This window comes from Planctomycetota bacterium (genome assembly GCA_018242585.1).
GTDB lineage: Bacteria > Planctomycetota > Planctomycetia > Pirellulales > PNKZ01 > JAFEBQ01.
Genome location: JAFEBQ010000019.1, coordinates 1 through 20,087, shown reverse-complemented (window position 1 = coordinate 20,087; position 20,087 = coordinate 1). Strand labels below are relative to the sequence as shown.

Annotated in this window: 15 protein-coding genes; 6 read left to right on the top strand and 9 right to left on the bottom strand. The window is 62.3% G+C overall.

The window, feature by feature from the left end:
- Positions 1 to 113 precede the first annotated feature (113 nt).
- From galT to JSS27_09865, 3 genes are all read left to right on the top strand, one after another.
- Positions 114 to 1,169 (top strand): galactose-1-phosphate uridylyltransferase, encoded by a 1,056-nt coding sequence (galT, locus tag JSS27_09875; protein MBS0209251.1) that lies wholly within the window; start codon positions 114 to 116, stop codon positions 1,167 to 1,169.
- A 406-nt stretch (positions 1,170 to 1,575) separates the two neighbouring features.
- On the top strand, positions 1,576 to 3,747 hold the full coding sequence (locus JSS27_09870; protein ID MBS0209250.1) for a DUF1926 domain-containing protein: 2,172 nt from the start codon (positions 1,576 to 1,578) through the stop codon (positions 3,745 to 3,747).
- Between the two features lie 359 nt (positions 3,748 to 4,106).
- Positions 4,107 to 5,099 (top strand): M28 family peptidase, encoded by a 993-nt coding sequence (locus tag JSS27_09865; GenBank protein MBS0209249.1) that lies wholly within the window; start codon positions 4,107 to 4,109, stop codon positions 5,097 to 5,099.
- A 101-nt stretch (positions 5,100 to 5,200) separates the two neighbouring features.
- Here JSS27_09865 and JSS27_09860 read toward each other — a convergent pair whose 3' ends face one another.
- From JSS27_09860 to JSS27_09835, 6 genes are all read right to left on the bottom strand, one after another.
- Positions 5,201 to 6,760 carry an EF-hand domain-containing protein gene (locus JSS27_09860; GenBank protein ID MBS0209248.1) on the bottom strand — a complete coding sequence of 520 codons (1,560 nt, stop codon included), beginning with the start codon at positions 6,758 to 6,760 and terminating at the stop codon, positions 5,201 to 5,203.
- 154 nt (positions 6,761 to 6,914) lie between these two features.
- Positions 6,915 to 8,087 (bottom strand): beta-lactamase family protein, encoded by a 1,173-nt coding sequence (locus JSS27_09855; GenBank protein ID MBS0209247.1) that lies wholly within the window; start codon positions 8,085 to 8,087, stop codon positions 6,915 to 6,917.
- A gap of 291 nt (positions 8,088 to 8,378) precedes the next feature.
- Complete coding sequence (locus tag JSS27_09850) at positions 8,379 to 8,564, bottom strand: hypothetical protein (protein MBS0209246.1); 186 nt, start codon at positions 8,562 to 8,564, stop codon at positions 8,379 to 8,381.
- Positions 8,565 to 8,624: 60 nt separating this feature from the next.
- Complete coding sequence (locus JSS27_09845) at positions 8,625 to 8,987, bottom strand: hypothetical protein (protein ID MBS0209245.1); 363 nt, start codon at positions 8,985 to 8,987, stop codon at positions 8,625 to 8,627.
- Positions 8,988 to 9,273: 286 nt separating this feature from the next.
- Positions 9,274 to 10,503: a transposase gene (locus tag JSS27_09840; protein MBS0209244.1), complete on the bottom strand. Its 1,230-nt coding sequence runs from the start codon at positions 10,501 to 10,503 to the stop codon at positions 9,274 to 9,276.
- A 993-nt stretch (positions 10,504 to 11,496) separates the two neighbouring features.
- The gene (locus JSS27_09835; protein ID MBS0209243.1) at positions 11,497 to 12,174 is read right to left on the bottom strand and encodes a hemolysin III family protein; all 678 of its coding nucleotides are present in this window, start codon (positions 12,172 to 12,174) and stop codon (positions 11,497 to 11,499) included.
- 379 nt (positions 12,175 to 12,553) lie between these two features.
- On the opposite strand from JSS27_09835, the gene JSS27_09830 reads away from it, so the two are divergent.
- Positions 12,554 to 13,090, top strand: a complete 537-nt coding sequence (locus JSS27_09830; GenBank protein MBS0209242.1) for a DUF2721 domain-containing protein — start codon at positions 12,554 to 12,556, stop codon at positions 13,088 to 13,090.
- A 128-nt stretch (positions 13,091 to 13,218) separates the two neighbouring features.
- Here JSS27_09830 and JSS27_09825 read toward each other — a convergent pair whose 3' ends face one another.
- Positions 13,219 to 13,611: a GlsB/YeaQ/YmgE family stress response membrane protein gene (locus tag JSS27_09825; GenBank protein ID MBS0209241.1), complete on the bottom strand. Its 393-nt coding sequence runs from the start codon at positions 13,609 to 13,611 to the stop codon at positions 13,219 to 13,221.
- Positions 13,612 to 13,680: 69 nt separating this feature from the next.
- Positions 13,681 to 14,085 (bottom strand): hypothetical protein, encoded by a 405-nt coding sequence (locus JSS27_09820; protein ID MBS0209240.1) that lies wholly within the window; start codon positions 14,083 to 14,085, stop codon positions 13,681 to 13,683.
- Between the two features lie 382 nt (positions 14,086 to 14,467).
- Between JSS27_09820 and JSS27_09815 the strand changes: the two genes are divergently transcribed.
- Positions 14,468 to 17,644: a CHAT domain-containing protein gene (locus JSS27_09815; protein MBS0209239.1), complete on the top strand. Its 3,177-nt coding sequence runs from the start codon at positions 14,468 to 14,470 to the stop codon at positions 17,642 to 17,644.
- A gap of 73 nt (positions 17,645 to 17,717) precedes the next feature.
- Here JSS27_09815 and pckA read toward each other — a convergent pair whose 3' ends face one another.
- A complete protein-coding gene (gene pckA / locus JSS27_09810) occupies positions 17,718 to 19,304 on the bottom strand; it encodes a phosphoenolpyruvate carboxykinase (ATP) (GenBank protein ID MBS0209238.1) in 1,587 nt (528 codons plus the stop codon).
- 258 nt (positions 19,305 to 19,562) lie between these two features.
- Between pckA and JSS27_09805 the strand changes: the two genes are divergently transcribed.
- Positions 19,563 to 19,880: a divalent-cation tolerance protein CutA gene (locus JSS27_09805; protein ID MBS0209237.1), complete on the top strand. Its 318-nt coding sequence runs from the start codon at positions 19,563 to 19,565 to the stop codon at positions 19,878 to 19,880.
- The last annotated feature ends 207 nt before the right edge of the window (positions 19,881 to 20,087 follow it).

Here is a 20,087-nt window from a genome sequence, read left to right as displayed (position 1 = left end):
GAGAAACGATCAACGAGAAACGATGAACGATAAACGGCGAGGCAAAATGGCTGCGGCTAGATTTGCCAAGTCCTCCGTTTCTCGTTTCCACTTCATCGTTTCTCGTTTCCCCTATGCCTGACCTGCGTAAAGATCCGATTGTCGGTCGCTGGGTAATCGTGGCCAAAAGCCGAGCGCGGCGACCGCACGATTTCAACAGCACGCCCGCGCTGCGCGCGAACAGCTTCTGTCCGTTCTGCGAGGGGAGCGAGGACCAGACGCCGGGCGAAGTCCTCTCGTACCGGAACAACGGCGCGCCGGCCAACAAACCCGGCTGGCGCGTCCGCGTGGTGCCCAACAAGTTCCCCGCCTTGGAAATCGAAGGGGATCTGCAAAAGCGCGGCGACGGCATTTACGACATGATGCGCGGCGTCGGCGCCCACGAAGTGATCGTCGAGTCGCCGAATCACCTGCTGAGCATCTCGGACCTGCCGGACGATCACCTGGCCGAGGTGTTCCGCGCTTATCGGGATCGGCTGCTCGACTTGAAGCGCGACCCGCGCTTGGTCTATGGCATGATCTTCAAGAACGCCGGCGAGCAAGCGGGCGCGTCGCTGGAACATTCGCACAGCCAACTGATCGTTACCCCCATCGTGCCGATCAGCGTGGCCGAAGAGATGACCGGCTCGGCCGAGTTCTTCCGGTTCCGCGGACGGTGCGTGTTCTGCGACATGATCCAACAAGAGCTCAGCCAAGAGAAGCGGATCGTCCTCGACCTGCCGGGCTTTGTGGCGTTCTGTCCCTTTGCCAGTCGCTTTCCGTTCGAGGTTTGGGTGCTGCCCAAGGCGCACAACAGCCATTACGAGAACCTGTCCCATCACGGCTCCGAGGAGCTGGCCCGAGTGATGAAGCAGGTGATGCGCAAGATCGAAGGGGCGCTCGACCGGCCGGCGTATAACTACATCGTGCATACCGCGCCGTTCGACACCGGCGAGTTGGGCCATTACCACTGGCACATCGAGATCATCCCGCGCCTGACCAAGACGGCGGGCTTTGAATGGGGGACCGGTTTTTACATTAATCCGGTTCCTCCGGAGGAGGCGGCGGCCTTCTTGCGAGAAACCGACACCGATTTGCCAGTTTCGATTGCGGCACCCGCAAAAGATCTGCCGAAAAAGACTGCCAAGTAAGCTGCGTAAGCTGTGCGGGCTGGCGAGCCGGCCGGCTGCCGACGGCTCGGTTTTGGGTCAGTTTGATGAATCGGGGTGGCGGGGTCAGAACGAAGTGATGGCCCCGAACCGTCACCACGGGGCCATCGCTGCGCTCTGACCCCGCCACCCAACGTCATAGATGCAAACTGACCCACTTCCGATGATCCAATATCGCGACGACCACGAATCGGGCAGCTCCCGGCAGCTAGCAATGCTGCCAACCGATTTGTAAGTCAAAGCGGGATAGGCAACATCGGCACCCTTGGCCTAGTATCTGGCTGAACCGTCGCGTCCTGACATCTGGCGCGGCTTACGAAGGCACCCGGGGGATGAAACCCCTGGGCTTGGCATTTCCCCGACTCTCCACGCAGCTAAATCCCCACCTATGTCACAGCCGTTGCGCCTGGCTCTCGTTTTTCACAACCATCAGCCGATTGGCAACTTTGAAGGGATCATCGAGCAGGCCTACCAGGACAGCTACCTGCCGTTTCTCGAGGTCTTCAGCGAATACAAGACCCTGCGCATCGGGCTGCACACCAGCGGCTCGCTGATGGATTGGCTGGCCGAGCGCCATCCCGAGTACCTCGACCGCTTGGCCGAGTTGGTGGCCGAAGGGCGCGTCGAGATCATCGGCGGCGCGTACTATGAACCGATCCTGCCCATGCTGCCGCGGCGCGATCGCGTCGGGCAAATCCGTCGCTACACCGACTGGCTCGAACAGCGCTTCCCGGGCAAGGTCCGCGGCATTTGGATTCCCGAGCGCGTCTGGGAACAGAGCCTGACGTGCGACCTGGCCGCCGCGGGCATTCAGTACACGATCCTGGACGACTTTCACTTCAAGTGCGCCGGCCTCAAAGCCGAAGAGCTGCACGGCTACTACGTGACCGAGGACGACGGCCAGTTGATGGGCGTGTTCCCCGGCAGCGAGCGGCTGCGATACCTCATTCCCTTTGCCGCGCCGCAAGAGACGATCGATTACCTGGGGCAGATCGCGCACGATCACCCGGGCAGCGTGGTCGTGTTTGGCGACGACGGCGAGAAGTTCGGCACCTGGCCGGGGACCAAGGCCCACGTCTACGAGCGCGGCTGGCTGCGTCAATTCTTCGACAAGCTGGTCGCCAACCAGTCGTGGATCAAGGTCACCACCTTGTCCGAATCGATCGACAGCGTGCCGCCGACCGGCAAGATCTATCTGCCCGACAGCAGTTACCGCGAGATGACCGAGTGGGTGCTGCCTCCCGAGCAACTGGTCAAGTACGAGCACGCCCGGCACGAGTTGGAACACGATGCGCTCGGCTCGCAGGCCGTGGCCTTTATGCGCGGCGGCTTCTGGCGGAACTTCAAAGTGAAGTACCCTGAAACCGACGAAATGTACACGCGCATGCTGATGATCAGCCAGCGGCTGCAACAAGCCGTCGAGGCGGGTCACGACCGCGAATTGACCGACATGGCCCGGGCCGAACTGTACCGCGGCCAGTGCAATTGCAGCTATTGGCACGGGGCGTTTGGCGGTTGTTACTTGCCCCACTTGCGCAACGCGGTCTATCGCTGCTTGATTTCGGCCGACAACCTGCTCGATCGCGCCGCCGAGCGGAGCGAGCCGTTTGTCGATGCCGTGGTGGCCGACTTCAATTTGGACGCGCGGCAGGAAGTTTACCTGACCAACGACAAGCTCGCGCTGCTGCTGACGCCGCACCACGGCGGCATGCTGTACGAGCTGGATGTGCGCTCGATCTGCTTGAACCTGCTGGCGACGATCGCCCGGCGGCCCGAGGCCTATCACCGCAAGGTGCTGGGGGGCGCCAAGCAAGCGAACGGCGACGTGGCCAGCATCCACGACATGGTCGTGTTCAAGCAGCCCGACTTGGATCAGCGGTTGCAGTACGACGACTATCTGCGCAAGAGCCTGGTCGATCACTTCTGGACCAACGACTTGTCGCTGGGCGAGTTCGTGGCCGGCCGCGCGCAGGAACTAGGGGACTTTGTCCACGGCACCTACGAGGCCCGCGTCCGCCGCAACCCCGATCGGTTGCAGGTCGTGCTCAGTCGCCAGGGGAACGTGGCCGGCACGCCGGTGCGAATCAACAAAGGCGTCACGCTCGACTCGGGCAGCTCGACCATCGAGATCGCCTATGTGCTCGAAGGTTTGCCGCCGGGACACCAGTGCCACTTCGGCGTCGAGTTCAACTTCAGCAGCATGCCCTCGGGCGCCGACGATCGCTACTTCCACGACGGCCGGCACCAGCGGCTGGGACAACTGGGCAAGCAACTCGATCTGTCGGGTGTCACGACGTTGAACCTGGTCGATGAATGGCTGGGGATCGACGTCGGCTTGCAAGTCTCGCAGCCGACGCGTTTCTGGACCACGCCGGTCGAAAGCGTCAGCCAGAGCGAAGGGGGCTTCGAGCTGGTTCACCAGTCGGTTGCCGTGCTGCCCCACTGGCACGTCCAGGCCGACGCGCACGGCCGCTGGAGCGTGACGATCCGCATGGCGGTCGACACGTCGTTGGCCGAAAGCCGGATGGCCCAGCGAGCGCTGGCCGTGGCGCGGTCGTAAGCAGTGCTTCTTTAGTTTTCTTCCTTCACCTGTCGAGGCGCAGCCTCGACCACCCTCGCCCCTTGCGGGAGAGGGTCGCTCGCATGGCGAGCGGGGTGAGGGGTGGGAAGCGGGTACGCGCGCGACCCAGATCGCAAAGTGAACGATCAGACTGACGCCGACGCCCAGGCCGCAAGTTGCTAGAATCACCGGGGTAGCCCCGACAACTTGTTGTCGGGGTTGCGCAGCAACAAGAGGGCGCGTTTCGACGCCACCGGCCGCACACGAACCCTCTTGTCGCGGACGCGACCCGGACAGACAAGCTGTCCGGGCTACCCAACCGATTCACCCCCTGCTGGTGGTTTGCTTTCGCGCCCGGAATGGTGTCCATGCGTCTCAGCGGCCAGACTATCTACATCGCCATCGTCGGGCTCGTCTGCGCGGCCGCCATCGGTTACGTGCTGATGAGCGGCGGCACGGCGTCGACCCTCGAAGCCCAGCAGATGCGCTCCGGCCTGCGGCTGAATCAAATCCCGTTCGACGGCACGAGCGCCTACAAGTATTTGGGGCAACTTTGCGCCATCGGCCCGCGGGTCGCCGGCACGCCGGGGATGACGCGGCAGATCGAGTTGCTGGCCAAGCATTTCGAGGAACTCGGCGGCAAGGTCGAACGCCAAGAGTTCGTCGGCCGCAATCCGCGCGACGGCTCGGCCGCGTCCTTGGTGAACCTGATCGTCCACTGGCATCCCGAGCGCATGAGTCGGCTACTGTTGTGCGCCCACTATGACACGCGGCCTTACCCCGATCGCGATCCGCGGAACCCGCGCGGACAGTTCGTCGGCGCCAACGACGGAGCCAGCGGCGTGGCGGTCTTGATGGAGCTGGGCCGGCATATGCCCAAGCTCGCAGGGCAACTGGGCGTCGACTTTGTCTTGTTCGACGCCGAGGAGCTGGTCTACACCGATCCCCCCGACCCGTACTTCTTGGGCTCGACCCATTTCGCGCGGCAGTACGCCACGACTCCGCCGGCTTACAAGTACACCGCCGGAGTGCTGTTGGACATGGTCGGTGACGCCGACTTGCAGATTTACGTCGAGCAGCAAAGCAATCAGTTCGCGCCCGACGTGGTCAAGCAAGTCTGGTCGACGGCGCGGCGGCTGGGCGTGCGCGAGTTCAGCCCTTATCCGAACTACGAAGTCAACGACGATCACATGCCGCTGAACCGGATCGCCAAGATTCCAACCATCGACGTGATCGACTTCGACTACCCGTATTGGCACACGACCCAGGACAACGCCGCGCGCTGCTCGGCGTTAAGCCTGGCCAAAGTCGGCTGGGTGATGCACGAGTGGCTCAAGACCGCGGTGAAGTGAACCACGGAGTCAGCGACCCCGTGAGCAAGCATCGTAAAAGTTCCCTCACTCCCTCCTCATCCTTCGTGCTCAATTCCATGTCCCCGTGCTTTGGTGGTTTGTCATTTCTTCCGTAGCGCCTTGATCGCGTCCATCAGTTCGGCGTCGTCGAGTTCGCCGTCCTGGTCGCGGTCAAATTGCTTCATCCGGCGGTCCAGCTCCTCGGCCGAGGCCGCCTTGCCGGCGACAATGTCCAGCTCTTGCCGGCTCAGCTTGCCGTTCCGGTCCATGTCGAGATGCTTCAAGAACTCGCGCGCTTGACGCGTCACTTTTTCCTCGTCGGTTTCGCCCGGTCCCACGGGCGCCGCGGCCAGCGCCGCCTTGGTGGCGTCGGGCACGATGGCCGCGCGGAACTTCTTCTTGATTTTCTCGGTGTTGGCCTTGACCAGGTCGCGCTCGTCAACCGGCGTCAGGTTCAGGAACGCGATCGACATCTCGTTCCGCGTCTGTTCACCCCACCGCACGCGCTCGGGAGGCGCCGAAGGATTGCGCGGGTTGTCGGCCGAGTTGTCATGCACGCCGGTCATCTCGATCTTGGTTCCCTTGGGCAAACGGATTGGCGGGGCGTATTCGTACAAGTCCTGCCAGTTGAAGTCCCAGTCGTCGATCCGCAGCAGCGAGCGAACCGTTCCGTCGGGCAGCGTGGCGGTCACGTTCATCTGCTTGCCGATCATGTGCATGTGCGGAAAGATCGTCAGCACTTCCAGGTCGATCGGCAGGACGCAACTGTCGCTTGTCTCGTAGCGTGCCTCGCCCGGCGCGATGTCGATGCGCGTGTCGATCAATGTCACGTCAACCATCGTCCGTCGCGGCGGTTCCGACGTGAAATGGATGCCGATCGACGACTGCTCACTCTCGGGCTTGCCGCTGGGATGCAAGTGCAGGTTCAACACCAGGTCGGCCTTGGCCGGCCAGGGCATCGACAACCCCTCGGGCAGCGGCATGGCGTTGCGCCCCGGCGTCCAGATGGCCAGCGCGCCCGGCAGGAACCGCCCCGGCGGCGAGACCGCTTCGAACCCGTAGCGTGGGTCCGCTTCGTCGCGCTCGCGCGCCTTGCCGCTGGTGTCGTAGAACAAGACCGCGTGATGGACGACGCGGCGATTGCCCGGGCGGAATTCAATCGCCTTGATGTATTGTCCCGCAGGCACCTCGACCGGCAGCAACACATTCAGGTACAGGTCGCGCCCGTCGGCCGCAACCTGGGCCGCCTCGGTCATGGTGATGATCTGGTCGGGTGTGCCAAGCTGCCAGCCCGACGCGAATGTTGGCGGCGACGACTGCTGGGCGGCGTCCCCTTCGACCAGGCCCGACTCGACCCATTGCTTCAACAGCGCCAACTCGGCATCGGCCAACTGGCGGCCGTTGGCGAACTGGCCGTGACCGTTGATCGGCTTCCAGGGGGGCATCGAGCGGCGCTCGCAGACATCGACGATCTGCTCGGCCCGCTTGCTGACATCGTGGTAGCTCAACAGCGGGAACGGCGCCACCTCGCCAGGTCGATGGCAATGGGCACAGTGCTTCCAGACCAGCGGGGCAATGTCTTCGTTGAACGTCACCGTCCGCCCCTCGGCCACCACCGTCAGGGCCACGACGAACAGAACCATGCCAGCCAAACGTGCCATGCCTGAGAACCCCGATCAAAATGCGTTGCGTACGACGGCCAAAGTGAATTCCGCGCGCAAGAACAGCGCGACTTCAGCCTATCTTACCCGGCACGGGGCAAAAAGTTTCGGCCGTTTTGGGCCGGCGATCGGGGTGATAGCCAACTCCCGCGTGTCATGGCTGGTGGGCTTCGACCGCTTCTTCGAGCGGATACCAGAACCGGTCGGTATCGAAATTGCCTCGGTTCGAGAGGATGACCGTTGTCCGGTCGGCCAAGGTGTACTGGTAATACAAGGTGCGGAAGCCGGCCCATTCTCCCTGGTGGCCGAAACCATTTATTTTGCCTTCGTCGTTCCGATAGGCTTGCCAGCCCAGGCCATAGTCATTGACCGTGCCGTCGTCGGTCAGCGTGCGGCTGAGCGCCTCGCGCATGGTCTCGGCCTTGATCAGCTTGTGCTGGCGGATGGCCTGGTCCCAGCGCTCCATGTCTTCCAGGTTGCTCCAGACGGCGCCGTCGCCAACGGTCAGAACTTCTTCGTGTCGCGCCGGGGGCGCGCCCCACGAAGCGACCCAGGCGCCGCGCTTGCCCTTTTGGTATCCGATGGCGTTGTAGCAATCGGCTGCGGCGTAGGTCGTTCCCGCGCGGGGATGGTCACAGACGAACGTGGCCCGCATGCCGGCGGGCTCGAACACTGACTCGCGCATGAAATCGCGGAATGGTTGCTTGGTGGCGCGCCCCACAAGCGCCGCCAACAACAAGTAGTTGGTGTTGTTGTAGGCGAACCGTTCACCGGCAGTGAACTTCGCGGGAAACTTCTTTTGCTGCTTGGCGAACTCGGGTAGGTAGTCGTCGTTGGTCCAGTACGCCTTGTGCGCCGCGGGCACGTCTTCGATCTCCATGTAGTCGGGCAGGCCCGACACGTGACGCAACAGGTCGTGAATGCGAATCGGCCGCGCGCGATTGTAGACCGGCAGCTCGGGCAGAAACTTCCGCACGTCGTCATCCAAGCTTAACTTGCCGCGTTCGTGCAAGATCAGAACCGCCGTGGCGGTGAAGGTCTTGGAGACCGAGGCCAGCTCGAAGCGGGTTTTGCGATTGATCGGCTTCTCGTTTTCGACGTCGGCCAGTCCATAGCCTTTGGCAAACCGCCACTTGCCGGGTTGGACGATCAGGATCGCCACGCCGGGAGTGTGGGGCCCGACGCCCGCCTTGGCCACCAGGGCGTCGATGGCGTGAACCAGTTCGGGCGTGGCCGGCGCTTCGGCGCGCACGGTGGGCGTTGTCGCAATCAGAAAGGCCGTTACGACGCTGACGGCGCGTACGATATAAAATGAAATGGCGTTCATGAATTGATGGATTCGTGCAAACGCGATGCCACTCACCTCGGCTCGTAGCGGCCTTCTCCCCGAGGGGGCTTTGCATAACAACCCCCGATTTAGCGCCGGTACTTATGCAAGTTGAACTCCTGCATAAGTACCCGGGGGCACGACACGCGCCGATACTAAGCGGGGCCACTATCATTACCGCGAGTATCGGCAATGTCCAAGCAAAAGCAAACCGCCAAACGCAAACGCGCCCGGCCGCTGGCAATATCGCCACGGCTTGAAGCCGCCATCCGCAAAATTGTCCGGCAATGCCTAGCCGGAAAGTAGCGCCCGCCGCAGGCTTTGGAAATCCTTTTCGAGCTTTGTTGTCCGCATGGCCTGCACATTCGCGCAGTCTGCTAGATGCTGGATTGCTCTAGCGAGTGTCCCGGCATCGTCTTCTCGCTTGGCCAATTTCGTAAGTTGCTTTTGTAGCTTGGCCAGTTCTGCCGCTGTCATATCGCAGCCTCCTGAAGGTTTGGGGGCCGCATTCTATCAACCCAATAGCCGCCTGCCGGGCTATATTTTTAGCTGGTTGAGCCGCTTCTCCAACTCGCGTATTAAAGCCCGCTGCTCGGCAATGCGCGTTTGCATTTGGGCAAGCGTTTCCTCGCCGGATGCAACCCGCGGGTCTTTCTCGCCGTTAAGCTGCCCTTTGAGGTACTTTAGCCGCTCCTCCTTGGTCATGGCCGCCGCCTTGGCATCGGCAACGCGCTGGATCATATCCAGCACCCCCTGCATTTTCTTGGCCTCCGCTTCCATCTGCGCCAAGTCATCAACCGCTTGGTCGTACTCGGCCTGCGTCGCCCGCAACGCCTCTTTGTTGCCGCAACCTGTTAACGCCAACAACCCCACCGCCGCCAAAAACAACGCCTTAACCATTTGGTTAAACCCCAATAAAAAAAGGAGCGCCGAACCGTGACCGCTCCCAACACCCCGACCAAGGGGCACGCAGAACGATACCGGCCGACGCCCCCTTGCGGGGGCGCGGTCCAAGTACCTGCTTCTGCGTACAAGGGCTGTTATGGCCCAGGTTGGTCGTTCGTTGGGAAGCGGTAAACTTGACGCACGCGCGTCATTCAAATTGTGTCAAATTGCGGACAAAGGCCTCCGGGCAAAGTACGTTTAGCGGCCCCTAGTTTAATGCCGCCGGGCGGCGGCCGGCAACCTAGCAGCAGGCCGGGGCCGGGGTGTCCCAAAACACCGGGCTGATCCCCAGCTCATGGCTTTCTTGGATCAGGCAGCAAATGTTGTGGCAAAGGATTTTGCACAACACCTCATTAACCATCGCCGTATCGGTTTTGCTGCGGACATGGTCGCGGAACTTGGCCTTAATCATGCTGAACGTCGACTCGGCGTTGCTGCGCTTGTGGTAATGCTCCAGGAACTCTTCCCGGCGGTATTGGAAGTAGTGGTACATCTTGGTCCACAAGCCGCCCCGTTTGCCGGTGTGGATGGTTTCCTTGAAGGGAATGAAGGGTGTTGCGCCATGCGCCTCAATGGCATCGTAGTTCTTGTAGCTGGCGTAGGCTTTGTCGCCCGTTACTTCCCGCAACGTAAAATGCCGGGCGGTCGCGTCTACCAATGCCGGCATCAAAGGAGCGTCCTGCGCTTGCTTATCCCGGATCTCAACGGCGGTAACGATGTTGGTTTTGACGCCGCACATTAGATGGACCTTGACCCATTCGTGCTGTTGCCGGACTTGCCCGTATTTGTGGTCGTACCAGCGGATAAACCGCGACGTAGTAAAGCCCGATGAGTCGCAGGCAAAGTCCCGCTCAACCGTTTTTAGGGGCAAGCTGCTTTCGGCAATCATGGCCCGCAAGACCGGCGTCAGGGCGGGGTTTTCCAACGCCTTAAAGATGGAATTGAAATGCGGCAACCGCATAAGGTAGCCGGCGGCCTGCGCGGCCCGCAGGTCGGACATAAACCGCCGGCCGGATACCGTGCTGTAGACCTTATAGCAGGCGGCAAATACGGCATCCCCCAACGGCAAGCGGGGGTGGCCGCCCTTGGGGCCGGTACGGGGCGCGCTAACGCCATCGCACAGCCCCCGCAGCAGGTCCAAGAACTTTTCCTTCTCATGCGTTTGGGCCGCGTTGTACGCCTCCCATTGCTGCGGGTAGGTCTGCCGTTTGGTAATGGTGACTTGTTCGGTAACGGTTACCGTGCCGTCGTTGTTTTGCTCCCGCTTCATACTGAACTCGACGGCAAAAATGTGCTTACAGCGTTGACCGGTTGCCTCGTGGTCCGGGCAACTGCAATGCGGGCTGGCGGGGTCGGGGCAGACCGTATACCGCCCCTTGCCGCTTTGGCTTGGTACTAAAAAGATGCCGCCTTTACGGTCGATCTTGCAGAGGGCGGCAATCACTAAACCGCGTTGTTCCCGGGCGTCCATTGGCGTAAACCCCTTGCGTAACTACGTGTATTCGTAACGTGAGTTACTGTAGCTACAACGTAGCCTCATTCCCAGGAGCTTGCGGCAATTATTTTTGTGGCTACAATGTGGGGCATGGCACGACCAAAGAAACCCAAAGATGAAAACCGCACCAACGTGTTGCGCATCCGGCTAACCGATGGAGAACGCAAAGCGTTGGACCAAGCGGCCAACAGCAAGGTGCTCAATACATCGACTTGGGCGCGGATGGTTTTGTTGCAACTTGTTAGGTACAAGCCATAACGGAGTTGCAAAAAGCAAATAGGCGGGTAGACTCCCGTTTATTGCCGGGCGGTTGGCGGGCAACCGCCGACATTAAACCTGTACCGCCGCTCGCGTGCGTAATAACGCGCAGTAAATTAACCGCACTGAACACCTCCTGTTCTGGTGTGTTGGCTGCTCTTACAGCCAACTAGGGATGAGCCAAGCCTTCCAAGCTCGGATCATCCTATTCCCAGAAGGTGCACGTGAAATGGCGTTGCTTAGTATCTACTAAACAAGCCGCGCGGCCGCCGGTACTTATGCAGGCGGGTTCGTTTGTGGGCAAACGGGGGTTGTTATGCAAAGCCCCCCGAGGGAGAAGGGCTATGCGCTGAGCCAATTACTATTCCATGTGTCGCTTACCGCAGCGCCGGGGCGCGGACAGCGCGAGCTTAGCCGCGTTGCCTATACTTTCAAGCCCACCTGCGCCAGGCAAGCAAAAACTCACGGAAACGAGAGCAGGTGTGAATGATCAGAACACGAGGCCTATTCACTTCAGCGTGAAGTAACCCTTCTCCCGCCGGGAGAAGGTGGCCGAAGGCCGGATGAGGGTCAACATTGCCCAAGATCGCACCAGACTGACGCGGGACCCTCATCCGGTTCGCTGCGCTCACCACCTTCTCCCCGAGGGAGAAGGGTAGTACGCCGGCTCGCGCGATGGAGACCACATCTGCAATCGCGCTGCGCAAGTCTTCAATCCGCGGGCCTGGCGACGTACCAAAAGATCGCGACGTAGTGGCAGACGCTGCCGGCCATGACCATCACATGCCAGGCGGCGTGAAAGTAGCGGACGCGCTGATCGAAGATCAGGAATGCCATGCCGAGTGTATAGAACAGCCCGCCGGCGAAAAACAGCCAAAGGACGCCGTGGGGAATCGCCAGCCACGCGGCCGGTACGGCCGCCGCCGGCAGCCAGCCCAACACGCCATATAAGGTCAGGCTGACCCCTTCGATGCGATGTTGCAGGATCAGCTTGGAGAAAAACCCGAACAGCGCGATGATCCAAATGGCGACGCACAACGCGGTGAGCCAGCCGCCGTGCAACCACAGCAAGGCCAGCGGCGTGTACGAGCCGGCGATCAACAGATAAATGAACGCTTGGTCCAGCGTGCGGAACAGCCGACGCCAGCGGCGCTGGGCGAACACATGGGACAATGTCGACGCGGCGTACACGGCCACCAACGTCGTGACGTAAATGGCACAGCCGATCAGCCGCGCCGTGCCGCCGGTCAGCGACGCTTGAGACATCAGGGCGACGGCACCGATGACGCTGGCGACAAAGCCGACGCCGTGAGTCAAGCTGTTGGCCCACTCGTCAATGCGCCGCTCGACGGAGGCGGCATCCCAGTGGGAACCAGAAGTGAACGTCATCGGGCGATCGACTCGGGGCCAGCAGGATGGTTGCATGGATGCGGATAATGTACCAAGAACAGGGTGTCCGGGGCATGGGGGATCATCGCCAGGCTCAGCACGGCGGCGTGACGGAAGTTTTTACCGCAAAGACGCAAAGGGCGCAAAGAAAAGGCAAAGACGGCTAATCGCGGAGGGCGCAGAGAGCAGCTGAGGAATTAAAATCAGTTCGAGGTCTATGCACTGCGCTTCAATTCCTTTCTGTCCGCCTTTGCGCCCTTTGCGTCTTTGCGGTTCAAATCGCGTTTGTCCTTCCGATGGAAGCCTTCTCCCAAACGCTAGCCATCCGCTAAAGTATCGTCGTGATCGGTTCCCTGCTGACAAGCAACAGGCGCGTGCGATGGATGCAATCTCGGTGTCGCAAAGTCCGTTTGCCGTGTTGACCTTCATTGCCGCGCCGGCGCTGTTGACCAATGCGTCGAGCGTGCTGGCCTTGAGCACCACCAACCGAATGCTCCGCACCCGCGATCGGATGCAGGAACTATTCGCCAAGGCCGAGTCGCCGAATCTTTCCGAAGAGCAAACGGCCTTGCTGATCGATCAGGTCAATCGCGTCGAGATTCAGGGAGGCCTGCTGCTGCGGGCCTTGCGCGACGTCTACCTGGCGCTGGGGGCGTTTGCCGCCGCCACGCTGGTGACGCTGCTGGGCGCGGCTTTGGTCAATTATCAGGACGCTGTCTGGTTTTGGGCCCTGGCGGGGCTGGGCTTGCTGCTCGGGTTCCTGGGCGTGACCGGCCTGGTATTGGGAAGCGGGGCGTTGTTCCGCGCCACGCGCTTGTCGCTGCTCAATATCGCCGACGAGGCGGCCCTGATTCGCAAGCAGCAGTTGCAACGCAAGTCAGCTCAGGCAGCCGCGCGGCAGACTGACAAAGTGTAAAAGAGGGCCATGCCCAAGCCCTTAAGCCGTGAGCATGTCGACCTGGCGCTTCACATGATCAAACAAGGAGTTTGAGCATGGCGCCCGAACCGTGAATGAGTGTCGATCGCCCCGTCGACTCAGGCTACTTAGTCATCGTACCGTCGCGCGTAGTCGGCGCGGCGGCGGCCGTAGCGGCGATAGTAAGGTTCCGTGCCGCGGACGTTGTCGCCCGCTTCGAGTTGGAACCGGCCGCTGAGCAGTCGATAGAAGAACAGCAGCACGAACGCGCCGGCCGTGGCCACCACGAAACCGATCGGGCTGATCGGCGTGACACGGTGTCCGTTCCAGCAATACGACAGCAGGCCCGAGCCGATCACGCTGCCGCCGATGCCCATCATCAAGGTGGCGATCGCGCCGCCGGGGTCGCGTCCTGGCATGATCGCCTTGGCCACCAAGCCGACGACGGTGCCAAACCCGATCCAAATCAGCACGTCGCTGAGGATGTGCTGAAGTTGCGAGGGCAATTCAAACGGTTCCATCGCATTGTTCCGCACTGTTCCGACGTTGCCCGAGGCGGTTGACGATTGAACCGATGATCGAAGGTTAGATTACGGCGCGCCGAACGGGTTGGCTGGCGCGGCCGGAGCGGCGCCCGGTTCGCCCATGGGTGCGGCCCCTGGCGCGGCGCCCGCTGGCGCGCCCAACGGCGCGGGAGCGCCCGCCGGCGCTGGCACGGCTCCTTGCGGAGCAACCAGCGGCGCGGGGCCCGGCGCCACGCCTGGCAAGCCGCGGTTCGGTGTCAGGGCGTCGCGCTTGGCGGCCTGCATGGCGGCGGCTTCGCGAGCGAGCTTGAACTCGGCCCCTGGCGGGAAGTACTGGACGTCGTCCGTCTGCCACCAGGCGCTGGGGAGCGTTTGACCATTAAAGTCGGATTGGCAACCCACGCTGCTGGCCAGCAACACCAAGGCTGCCAGACCAAGCGGCCACGAACGGGGAGTCAATCGAGTCGTCATTTCCGGGATCCTTCCCTAATGGTTTCGCCGCCACACTGCTACTAAGCCAGCACCGCCGGAATCCTCTGCCTATCCGGCATCATTGGTACTCAGATATCGGACAAAGTCTGGCCTAACTTTGAGTAAAATCGGAAAAGTTTCCCAGCACGCGGGGTGCTAGCGGGTGCCTGGGTCGCGCAGTTTTCCTGGTTTGGCGTCCGACGGGGCGTGCGGGCCGGTTTCGCGCGAACGGGCTGCGGATGAGGTGAAAAAAGCGACATTCAATCCCTGGTTTTTGCCTGTTGGTTTGCTCCCCGCTATGCTGGAACTTGCCTCGGAAAGCTGGCAGGTGTGGTCACCGCAAGCAATTGCTCGGCCGGGAATTGCTATCGCAGGGGAACCGATGACGAGCACGCACGTTCGACTGATAGCTGAGCGGCCACGACGGACTTCATGTACGGCACACGCGCGGTTCATCCCGGCCGCGCTGTGGGCGCTGGCGTTCGCGCTGGGCGCGTTCGCCGCCACGTCCCGGGCCCAGAACCAGCCCGTCCCCAGCGTGGCCTATTTCGCCTCGATCGAAGAGTTCCACGACGGCCAGTTCCGCGCCGCCGCGCGCGACTTTCTGGTCAGCGCGCAATCGGGCGCGATCAAGGCGGGGACGCAGCGCTGGATCGATTCGATCTGTTACCACACGATGGCCGGCGACGCGTTTTATCAGTTGGGGCAATTCGCCAACGCCAACGAGCAATACATCGCCGCGTTGAACCTGTTCGTGCAGCACTCAAGCTGGATGATCAATGTCCAGTTCCCGGCCGAACTCACCGCCTCGGCGTCAGTCACCGCCCAGGCGACCGTCCCCTGGGGGCGCACCGAGCGACCGGTGACGATCGCCAACATTCCGGCCAACACGATGATCCAGCAAGGCTCGCTGACGTCGGCGGCCTCGGTCTTGCAGCGCGGCGGCGGCGTGGTCCAGAATCCGGTGCTAATGCCGATCAACGTGCAAGAGATCGTCCGCTGCACGGCCCAGGCGATTCGCCGCCGGCGCGAGATCATGGGGCCAAGCTGCCCGCACGACCCGCTGACCGAACAGGTGTTGTCGGCGTTGCAGCGCCGGCCGGGGCAGCCGAACCACTGGTCCGAATGCTACATCGACGTGATGCTGGGCCTGGCCTTCTCGGCCGCCGGCAAAGAGGCCCAGGCCAAGACGGCGCTCGAACGGGGCATGCTGGCCAACGGCCAGTACGACCACCCGCTGACGCCGATCGCGCTGGTTGAGTTGGCCCGGATTGCCTTGATTGCTGGCGACTATCCAGCCGCCGAGAAGTTGTACCGCGAGACCTCGTATTCGGCCGTCAACTACGGACGACTCGACGTCCTGGAAGAGTCGTTCCGTTACGGCCTGATGACCCATCTGATGGCCAACCGCAAAGGGGAGTATCCTCTACTGCTGCCGGCCGCCGAGTGGGCCCGCCGGCAAGGTTACGCGCATGTCTATGCGTCGCTGTTGGCACTTAGCGCCGAGAACGCGATTGCGCTGGGCCAGCCTAAGGCCGCCCTCGACTTTGTGTCCAAGGCCCGAGCCGCCATGATCCGCAGCGATATGAACATCGCCCGGGTCGGCGCGCGGGTCAATTACCTGCACGCGACGGCGCTGTATGAAAGCGGCAACCCCACTGGCGTCGAAACACCGCTGCAAGCGTTCCTGGCGTTCCAGCGCAGCGGTTCGTTGTGGCTGTACCAGATATCGGTGGTCGATTCGCTGTACAAGAATGCCGCGATCACCGACCGCGTGGCGATCGATCTCTATGACATCTTGCTGCGCGATCCGAAGCCGGCCGACTGGCTGACCGAACCGATGGAGTCGCTATCGGTGATGGGCGTGCCGCACGAAGCCAGCTATGAAAACTGGTTCGAGGCGGCCATCAAGCGGAAGGAATACGAACGGGCGCTCGAAATCTCGGATCTGACGCGGCGGCATCGTTTCCTCAGCCAGATGGATTTCGGCGGCCGGCTGATGAACTTGCGCTGGCTGCTCGAAGGGCCGGCCGAAGCGCTCGATCAGACGACGACGTTGCAGCGGCAAGATCTGTTGACCAAGTATCCGCGCTACAAGGAACTGCAAGACAAGTCGCGCAAGCTGCTGGCCGAACTGCGGGCTGGACAACTGTTCTTTACCGAAGCGCCGGCCGCCAAGCAGCAAGCCGCCAAACTCGCCGAGCTGGCCAGCACGTCGCAGGCCCAGGAGGTCATCCTCCGCGAGATCGCGCTGCGGCGCGAGCCGGCGAACATTGTCTTCCCGCCAATGCGCAACTACAAGGACACGCAGAAGCTGCTCACCCAGGGGCAGGCGCTGTTGTCGTTCTACTCGACGTCGCGGCAGACGCACGCCTTTTTGATGACCAACGACAAGTACGGCTATTGGCTGTTGGCCTCGCCCAGCGCCGTCGAAAAGCTGACCAAGGACTTGCTGCGTGGCATGGGCAATTGGGAACAGAACAAGCAGCTCCGCGGCCAGGACTTGCAGGAAGCGGCCTGGAAGAAGCCGGCAAAGGAACTGCTCGACACGCTGATGCGCGATTCGAAGGTCGTGCTCCCTTACACCTTCACCGAGCTGATCATCGTGCCGGACAATTTGCTCTGGTACGTGCCGTTCGAGTCGCTGTTGGTCAGCAACATGGACGGCAGCGAGCAAGCGCCGCTGATCACCAAGCTGAAGATTCGCTATGCGCCGACCGTGGGGCTGGCCGTCGGCGATACGCGCCCGCACCGGCAAGGGGGGACGACCGGCGTGGTGCTGGGCAAGATGTATCCGCAAGACGCCGCCGACGTCACCCAGCGCGCTTACGAAGACATGGAGCGCGCGCTGGTCAGCCCGACGTCGATCCACGGGCACTTGCACGCGCCGAGCGGACTGCTGGCCCGGTTGTTCGATCGGCTGGTGGTGTTGTCGGAGATTCTGCCCAACGAGAGCAGCCCGCGCGAATGGGCGCCGATACCGTTGGACGCAGGCTCGCCGGGCGCGCAACTGGCCGCGTGGATGTCGGTGCCGATGTCGACGCCCGAGTTGGTCATCCTGCCCGGCTTCCGCACGCCGGCCGAGAATTCACTGAAGAAGCCGGCCGCGGGCCAGGAATTGTTCCTGGGCATTACCAGCTTGATGGGTTGCGGCGCGCGGACCGTGCTGATTAGTCGCTGGCGCACCGGCGGTCAGAGCAGCTATGACCTGGTCCGCGAGTTCACGCAGGAAATGCCCCACACCTACGCGGCCGACGCCTGGCAGCGGGCGGTGCTGGTCGTGTCGGAGCGCGAGTTGAATCCCACGGCCGAGCCGCGCTTGAACTCGGCCGGGCTGACGACCGCGCCCAAGGGGGATCATCCGTTCTTCTGGTCGTCGTTCTTGCTGGCCGACACCGGCGCGCCGCCCAAGCGCGAAGACACCGCTCCGCCGCCGCTGGTTGACAAAGCCGCCGCCGACAAGGCGGCGGCAGATAAAGCGGCGGGTGACAAGCCAGCCGCCGGCATGATCGCGCCGGCCGCTCCACCCGCAGGCGCGGCCCCTGCTGCGAAGCCTTGAGCAGTGCCCGCCCCGTCTCGATATGCACCCTGCATACGCGTTGCTAGCGCACCGAACATTCCCTCTGCTCTCTTCACCGCACGCGGGGCTGGGCGGCCAGCAACTCTTGCGGCGCGCCGTCGGCGTACTTCGAGAAATTGTTCTGGAACATTCCGGCCAGCCGCGCCGCCGCGTGATCGTAGGCCGTCTTGTCGGGCCAGCATTCGCGCGGCACCAGGCATTCGCTCGGCACGTTCGGGCACTGGGTCGGAATGTGCAAGCCGAACACCGGATCCTCGATTGTCGGCGCGCTGTTCAACGTGCCGTTGTGGATGGCGTCGATGATTGCCCGCGTGTAGGCCAGCTTCATCCGCGCGCCCACGCTGTACGGGCCGCCGGTCCAGCCGGTGTTCACCAGCCAGGCCGAGGCCGAATGTTCGCGCATCCGCTCGGCCAACATCGACGCGTATTTGGTCGGGTGCCAGACCATGAACGCCGCGCCGAAACAGGCCGAGAACGTGGCCTGCGGCTCGGTCACGCCGACCTCGGTGCCGGCCACCTTGGCCGTGTAGCCGCTGATAAAGTGGTACATCGCCTGGGCCGGCGTCAGCTTGGCCACCGGCGGCAGCACGCCAAAGGCGTCGGCCGTCAGGAAGATGATGTTCTGCGGGTGCCCACCCATGCAGGGAACCTTGGCTCGCGGGATGAACTCGATCGGATAGCTGCAACGAGTATTCTCGGTGATCGACTGGCTGGTGTAGTCGACCTGCCGCGTGGCGTCGTCGTAAATGGTGTTTTCCAGGATCGCGCCGAAGCGGATCGACTGGAAGATCTCGGGCTCGCGCTCGGCCGAAAGATTGACGCACTTGGCGTAGCAGCCCCCTTCGATGTTGAACACCCCTTCGTCGCTCCAGCAGTGCTCGTCGTCGCCGATCAATTGGCGGTGGACGTCGGCCGAGAGGGTCGTCTTGCCGGTCCCCGACAGCCCGAAGAACAAAGTCACGTCGCCGCTGGCTCCTTCGTTGGCCGAGCAGTGCATCGACAACACGCCGCGCTTGGGCATCAGGTAGTTCATCACGGTGAACACGCCCTTCTTCATTTCGCCGGCGTATTCGGTGCCCAGGATCACGAACTCGCGATGCTCGAAGCTGAGCTCGACGCTCGTCTTGGAGGTCATCTGCTTGGTGTACAGGTTGGCTGGAAACTCGCCGGCGTTGTAGATCGTGTAGTCGGGCTTGCCGAACGTGGCCAACTCGGCGGCCGAGGGGCGAATCAGCATGTTGTGCATGAACAGCGCGTGATAGGGCCGCGCGCAGACCACGCGAATCTTGAGCCGATACTTGGGATCCCAACCGGCGTAGCCGTCGATCACGTAAATCCGCGGCCGGATGTTCAGATAGTCGAGCGCCCGCTGGCGGTTGATGACAAAGCTCTGCTCGCTGAGTGGGATGTTGACGTCACCCCACCAGATGTCGCGGCTGCTGTCCGGGTGTTCGACAATCCGCTTGTCCTTGGGGCTGCGGCCGGTCTTGCTGCCCGACATGCTCAACAGCGCGCCGTTCGAGGTGATCACTCCCCGATCATGGATGATCGCCTCTTCGTACAGCTTGGCCGGCGAGGGGTTCCGCAGGATGTTCGAGACCGCCAGTCCGTCGATGTCGAGCGCCGTTTCGATATGCATGGTGAGCCGCCTCGGTTGCGTACAAATCAGTGGGCGCGCTCGCGCCCTTCGGTCGCAACGCCCCGGAACAATCGCAATCGTAGCCGGATGCTTGTCGGGCACGCAAGCCAGCGCGCGGTTCGGGTTACAGGCGTGCGAAAAGGCACGCGGCGTTGGCGAGGTTGAGTTAAGATGACGGTTCGTGAACTCGCCGGCGCGGACGATTTGACACTTTGCGTGCTGGCGGGATGGGTAGTGATCTGAAACAAGGGACTCGTCGTGAGCAATTACATCACCGTGTCGACCACGTTACCCTCGCGAGAGGACGCCCGGCGGCTGTCGGCCGAATTGGTCGAGCGGCGGCTGGTGGCTTGTGCCCAGATGATCGGGCCGATCGACAGCGCTTATCGCTGGGAAGGCAAGCTCGAAACCGCCCAGGAATGGCTGTTGATGTTGAAGACTCGTTGCGACGCCTACCCAGCCGTCGAGCAAGCGATTCGCGAGCGTCACCCTTACGACACTCCGCAGATCACCGCCCACGACATCACCGCCGGCTACGCCGCGTACCTGGCATGGATCGACGCGGAAGTGACGTAGTCGTTGCGATGCTCACAAGTGTCATGACATTGGACAGTGATAACATTGCACAGCAACAGGTTTCAACCATCACCGAGCGCGCAGCAACCCTTCTCCCTCCGGGAGAAGGTGGCCGAAGGCCGGATGAGGGTCCACGTTGCGCCGGGGGACTCGCACACGATTGACGCGCGACCCTCATCCGGTTCGCTGCGCTCACCACCTTCTCCC

Excerpts from the sequence above, each read along its gene's own strand:
- JSS27_09850 (MBS0209246.1), bottom strand. The coding sequence starts at position 8,564 with ATGACAGCGGCAGAACTGGCCAAGCTACAAAAGCAACTTACGAAATTG.
- JSS27_09830 (MBS0209242.1), top strand. The coding sequence starts at position 12,554 with ATGGATGCAATCTCGGTGTCGCAAAGTCCGTTTGCCGTGTTGACCTTC.
- JSS27_09825 (MBS0209241.1), bottom strand. The coding sequence starts at position 13,611 with ATGGAACCGTTTGAATTGCCCTCGCAACTTCAGCACATCCTCAGCGAC.
- JSS27_09870 (MBS0209250.1), top strand. The coding sequence starts at position 1,576 with ATGTCACAGCCGTTGCGCCTGGCTCTCGTTTTTCACAACCATCAGCCG.
- JSS27_09865 (MBS0209249.1), top strand. The coding sequence starts at position 4,107 with ATGGTGTCCATGCGTCTCAGCGGCCAGACTATCTACATCGCCATCGTC.
- JSS27_09855 (MBS0209247.1), bottom strand. The coding sequence starts at position 8,087 with ATGAACGCCATTTCATTTTATATCGTACGCGCCGTCAGCGTCGTAACG.
- galT (MBS0209251.1), top strand. The coding sequence starts at position 114 with ATGCCTGACCTGCGTAAAGATCCGATTGTCGGTCGCTGGGTAATCGTG.
- JSS27_09815 (MBS0209239.1), top strand. The coding sequence starts at position 14,468 with ATGACGAGCACGCACGTTCGACTGATAGCTGAGCGGCCACGACGGACT.
- pckA (MBS0209238.1), bottom strand. The coding sequence starts at position 19,304 with ATGCATATCGAAACGGCGCTCGACATCGACGGACTGGCGGTCTCGAAC.
- JSS27_09845 (MBS0209245.1), bottom strand. The coding sequence starts at position 8,987 with ATGGTTAAGGCGTTGTTTTTGGCGGCGGTGGGGTTGTTGGCGTTAACA.
- JSS27_09820 (MBS0209240.1), bottom strand. The coding sequence starts at position 14,085 with ATGACGACTCGATTGACTCCCCGTTCGTGGCCGCTTGGTCTGGCAGCC.
- JSS27_09860 (MBS0209248.1), bottom strand. The coding sequence starts at position 6,760 with ATGGCACGTTTGGCTGGCATGGTTCTGTTCGTCGTGGCCCTGACGGTG.
- JSS27_09840 (MBS0209244.1), bottom strand. The coding sequence starts at position 10,503 with ATGGACGCCCGGGAACAACGCGGTTTAGTGATTGCCGCCCTCTGCAAG.
- JSS27_09835 (MBS0209243.1), bottom strand. The coding sequence starts at position 12,174 with ATGACGTTCACTTCTGGTTCCCACTGGGATGCCGCCTCCGTCGAGCGG.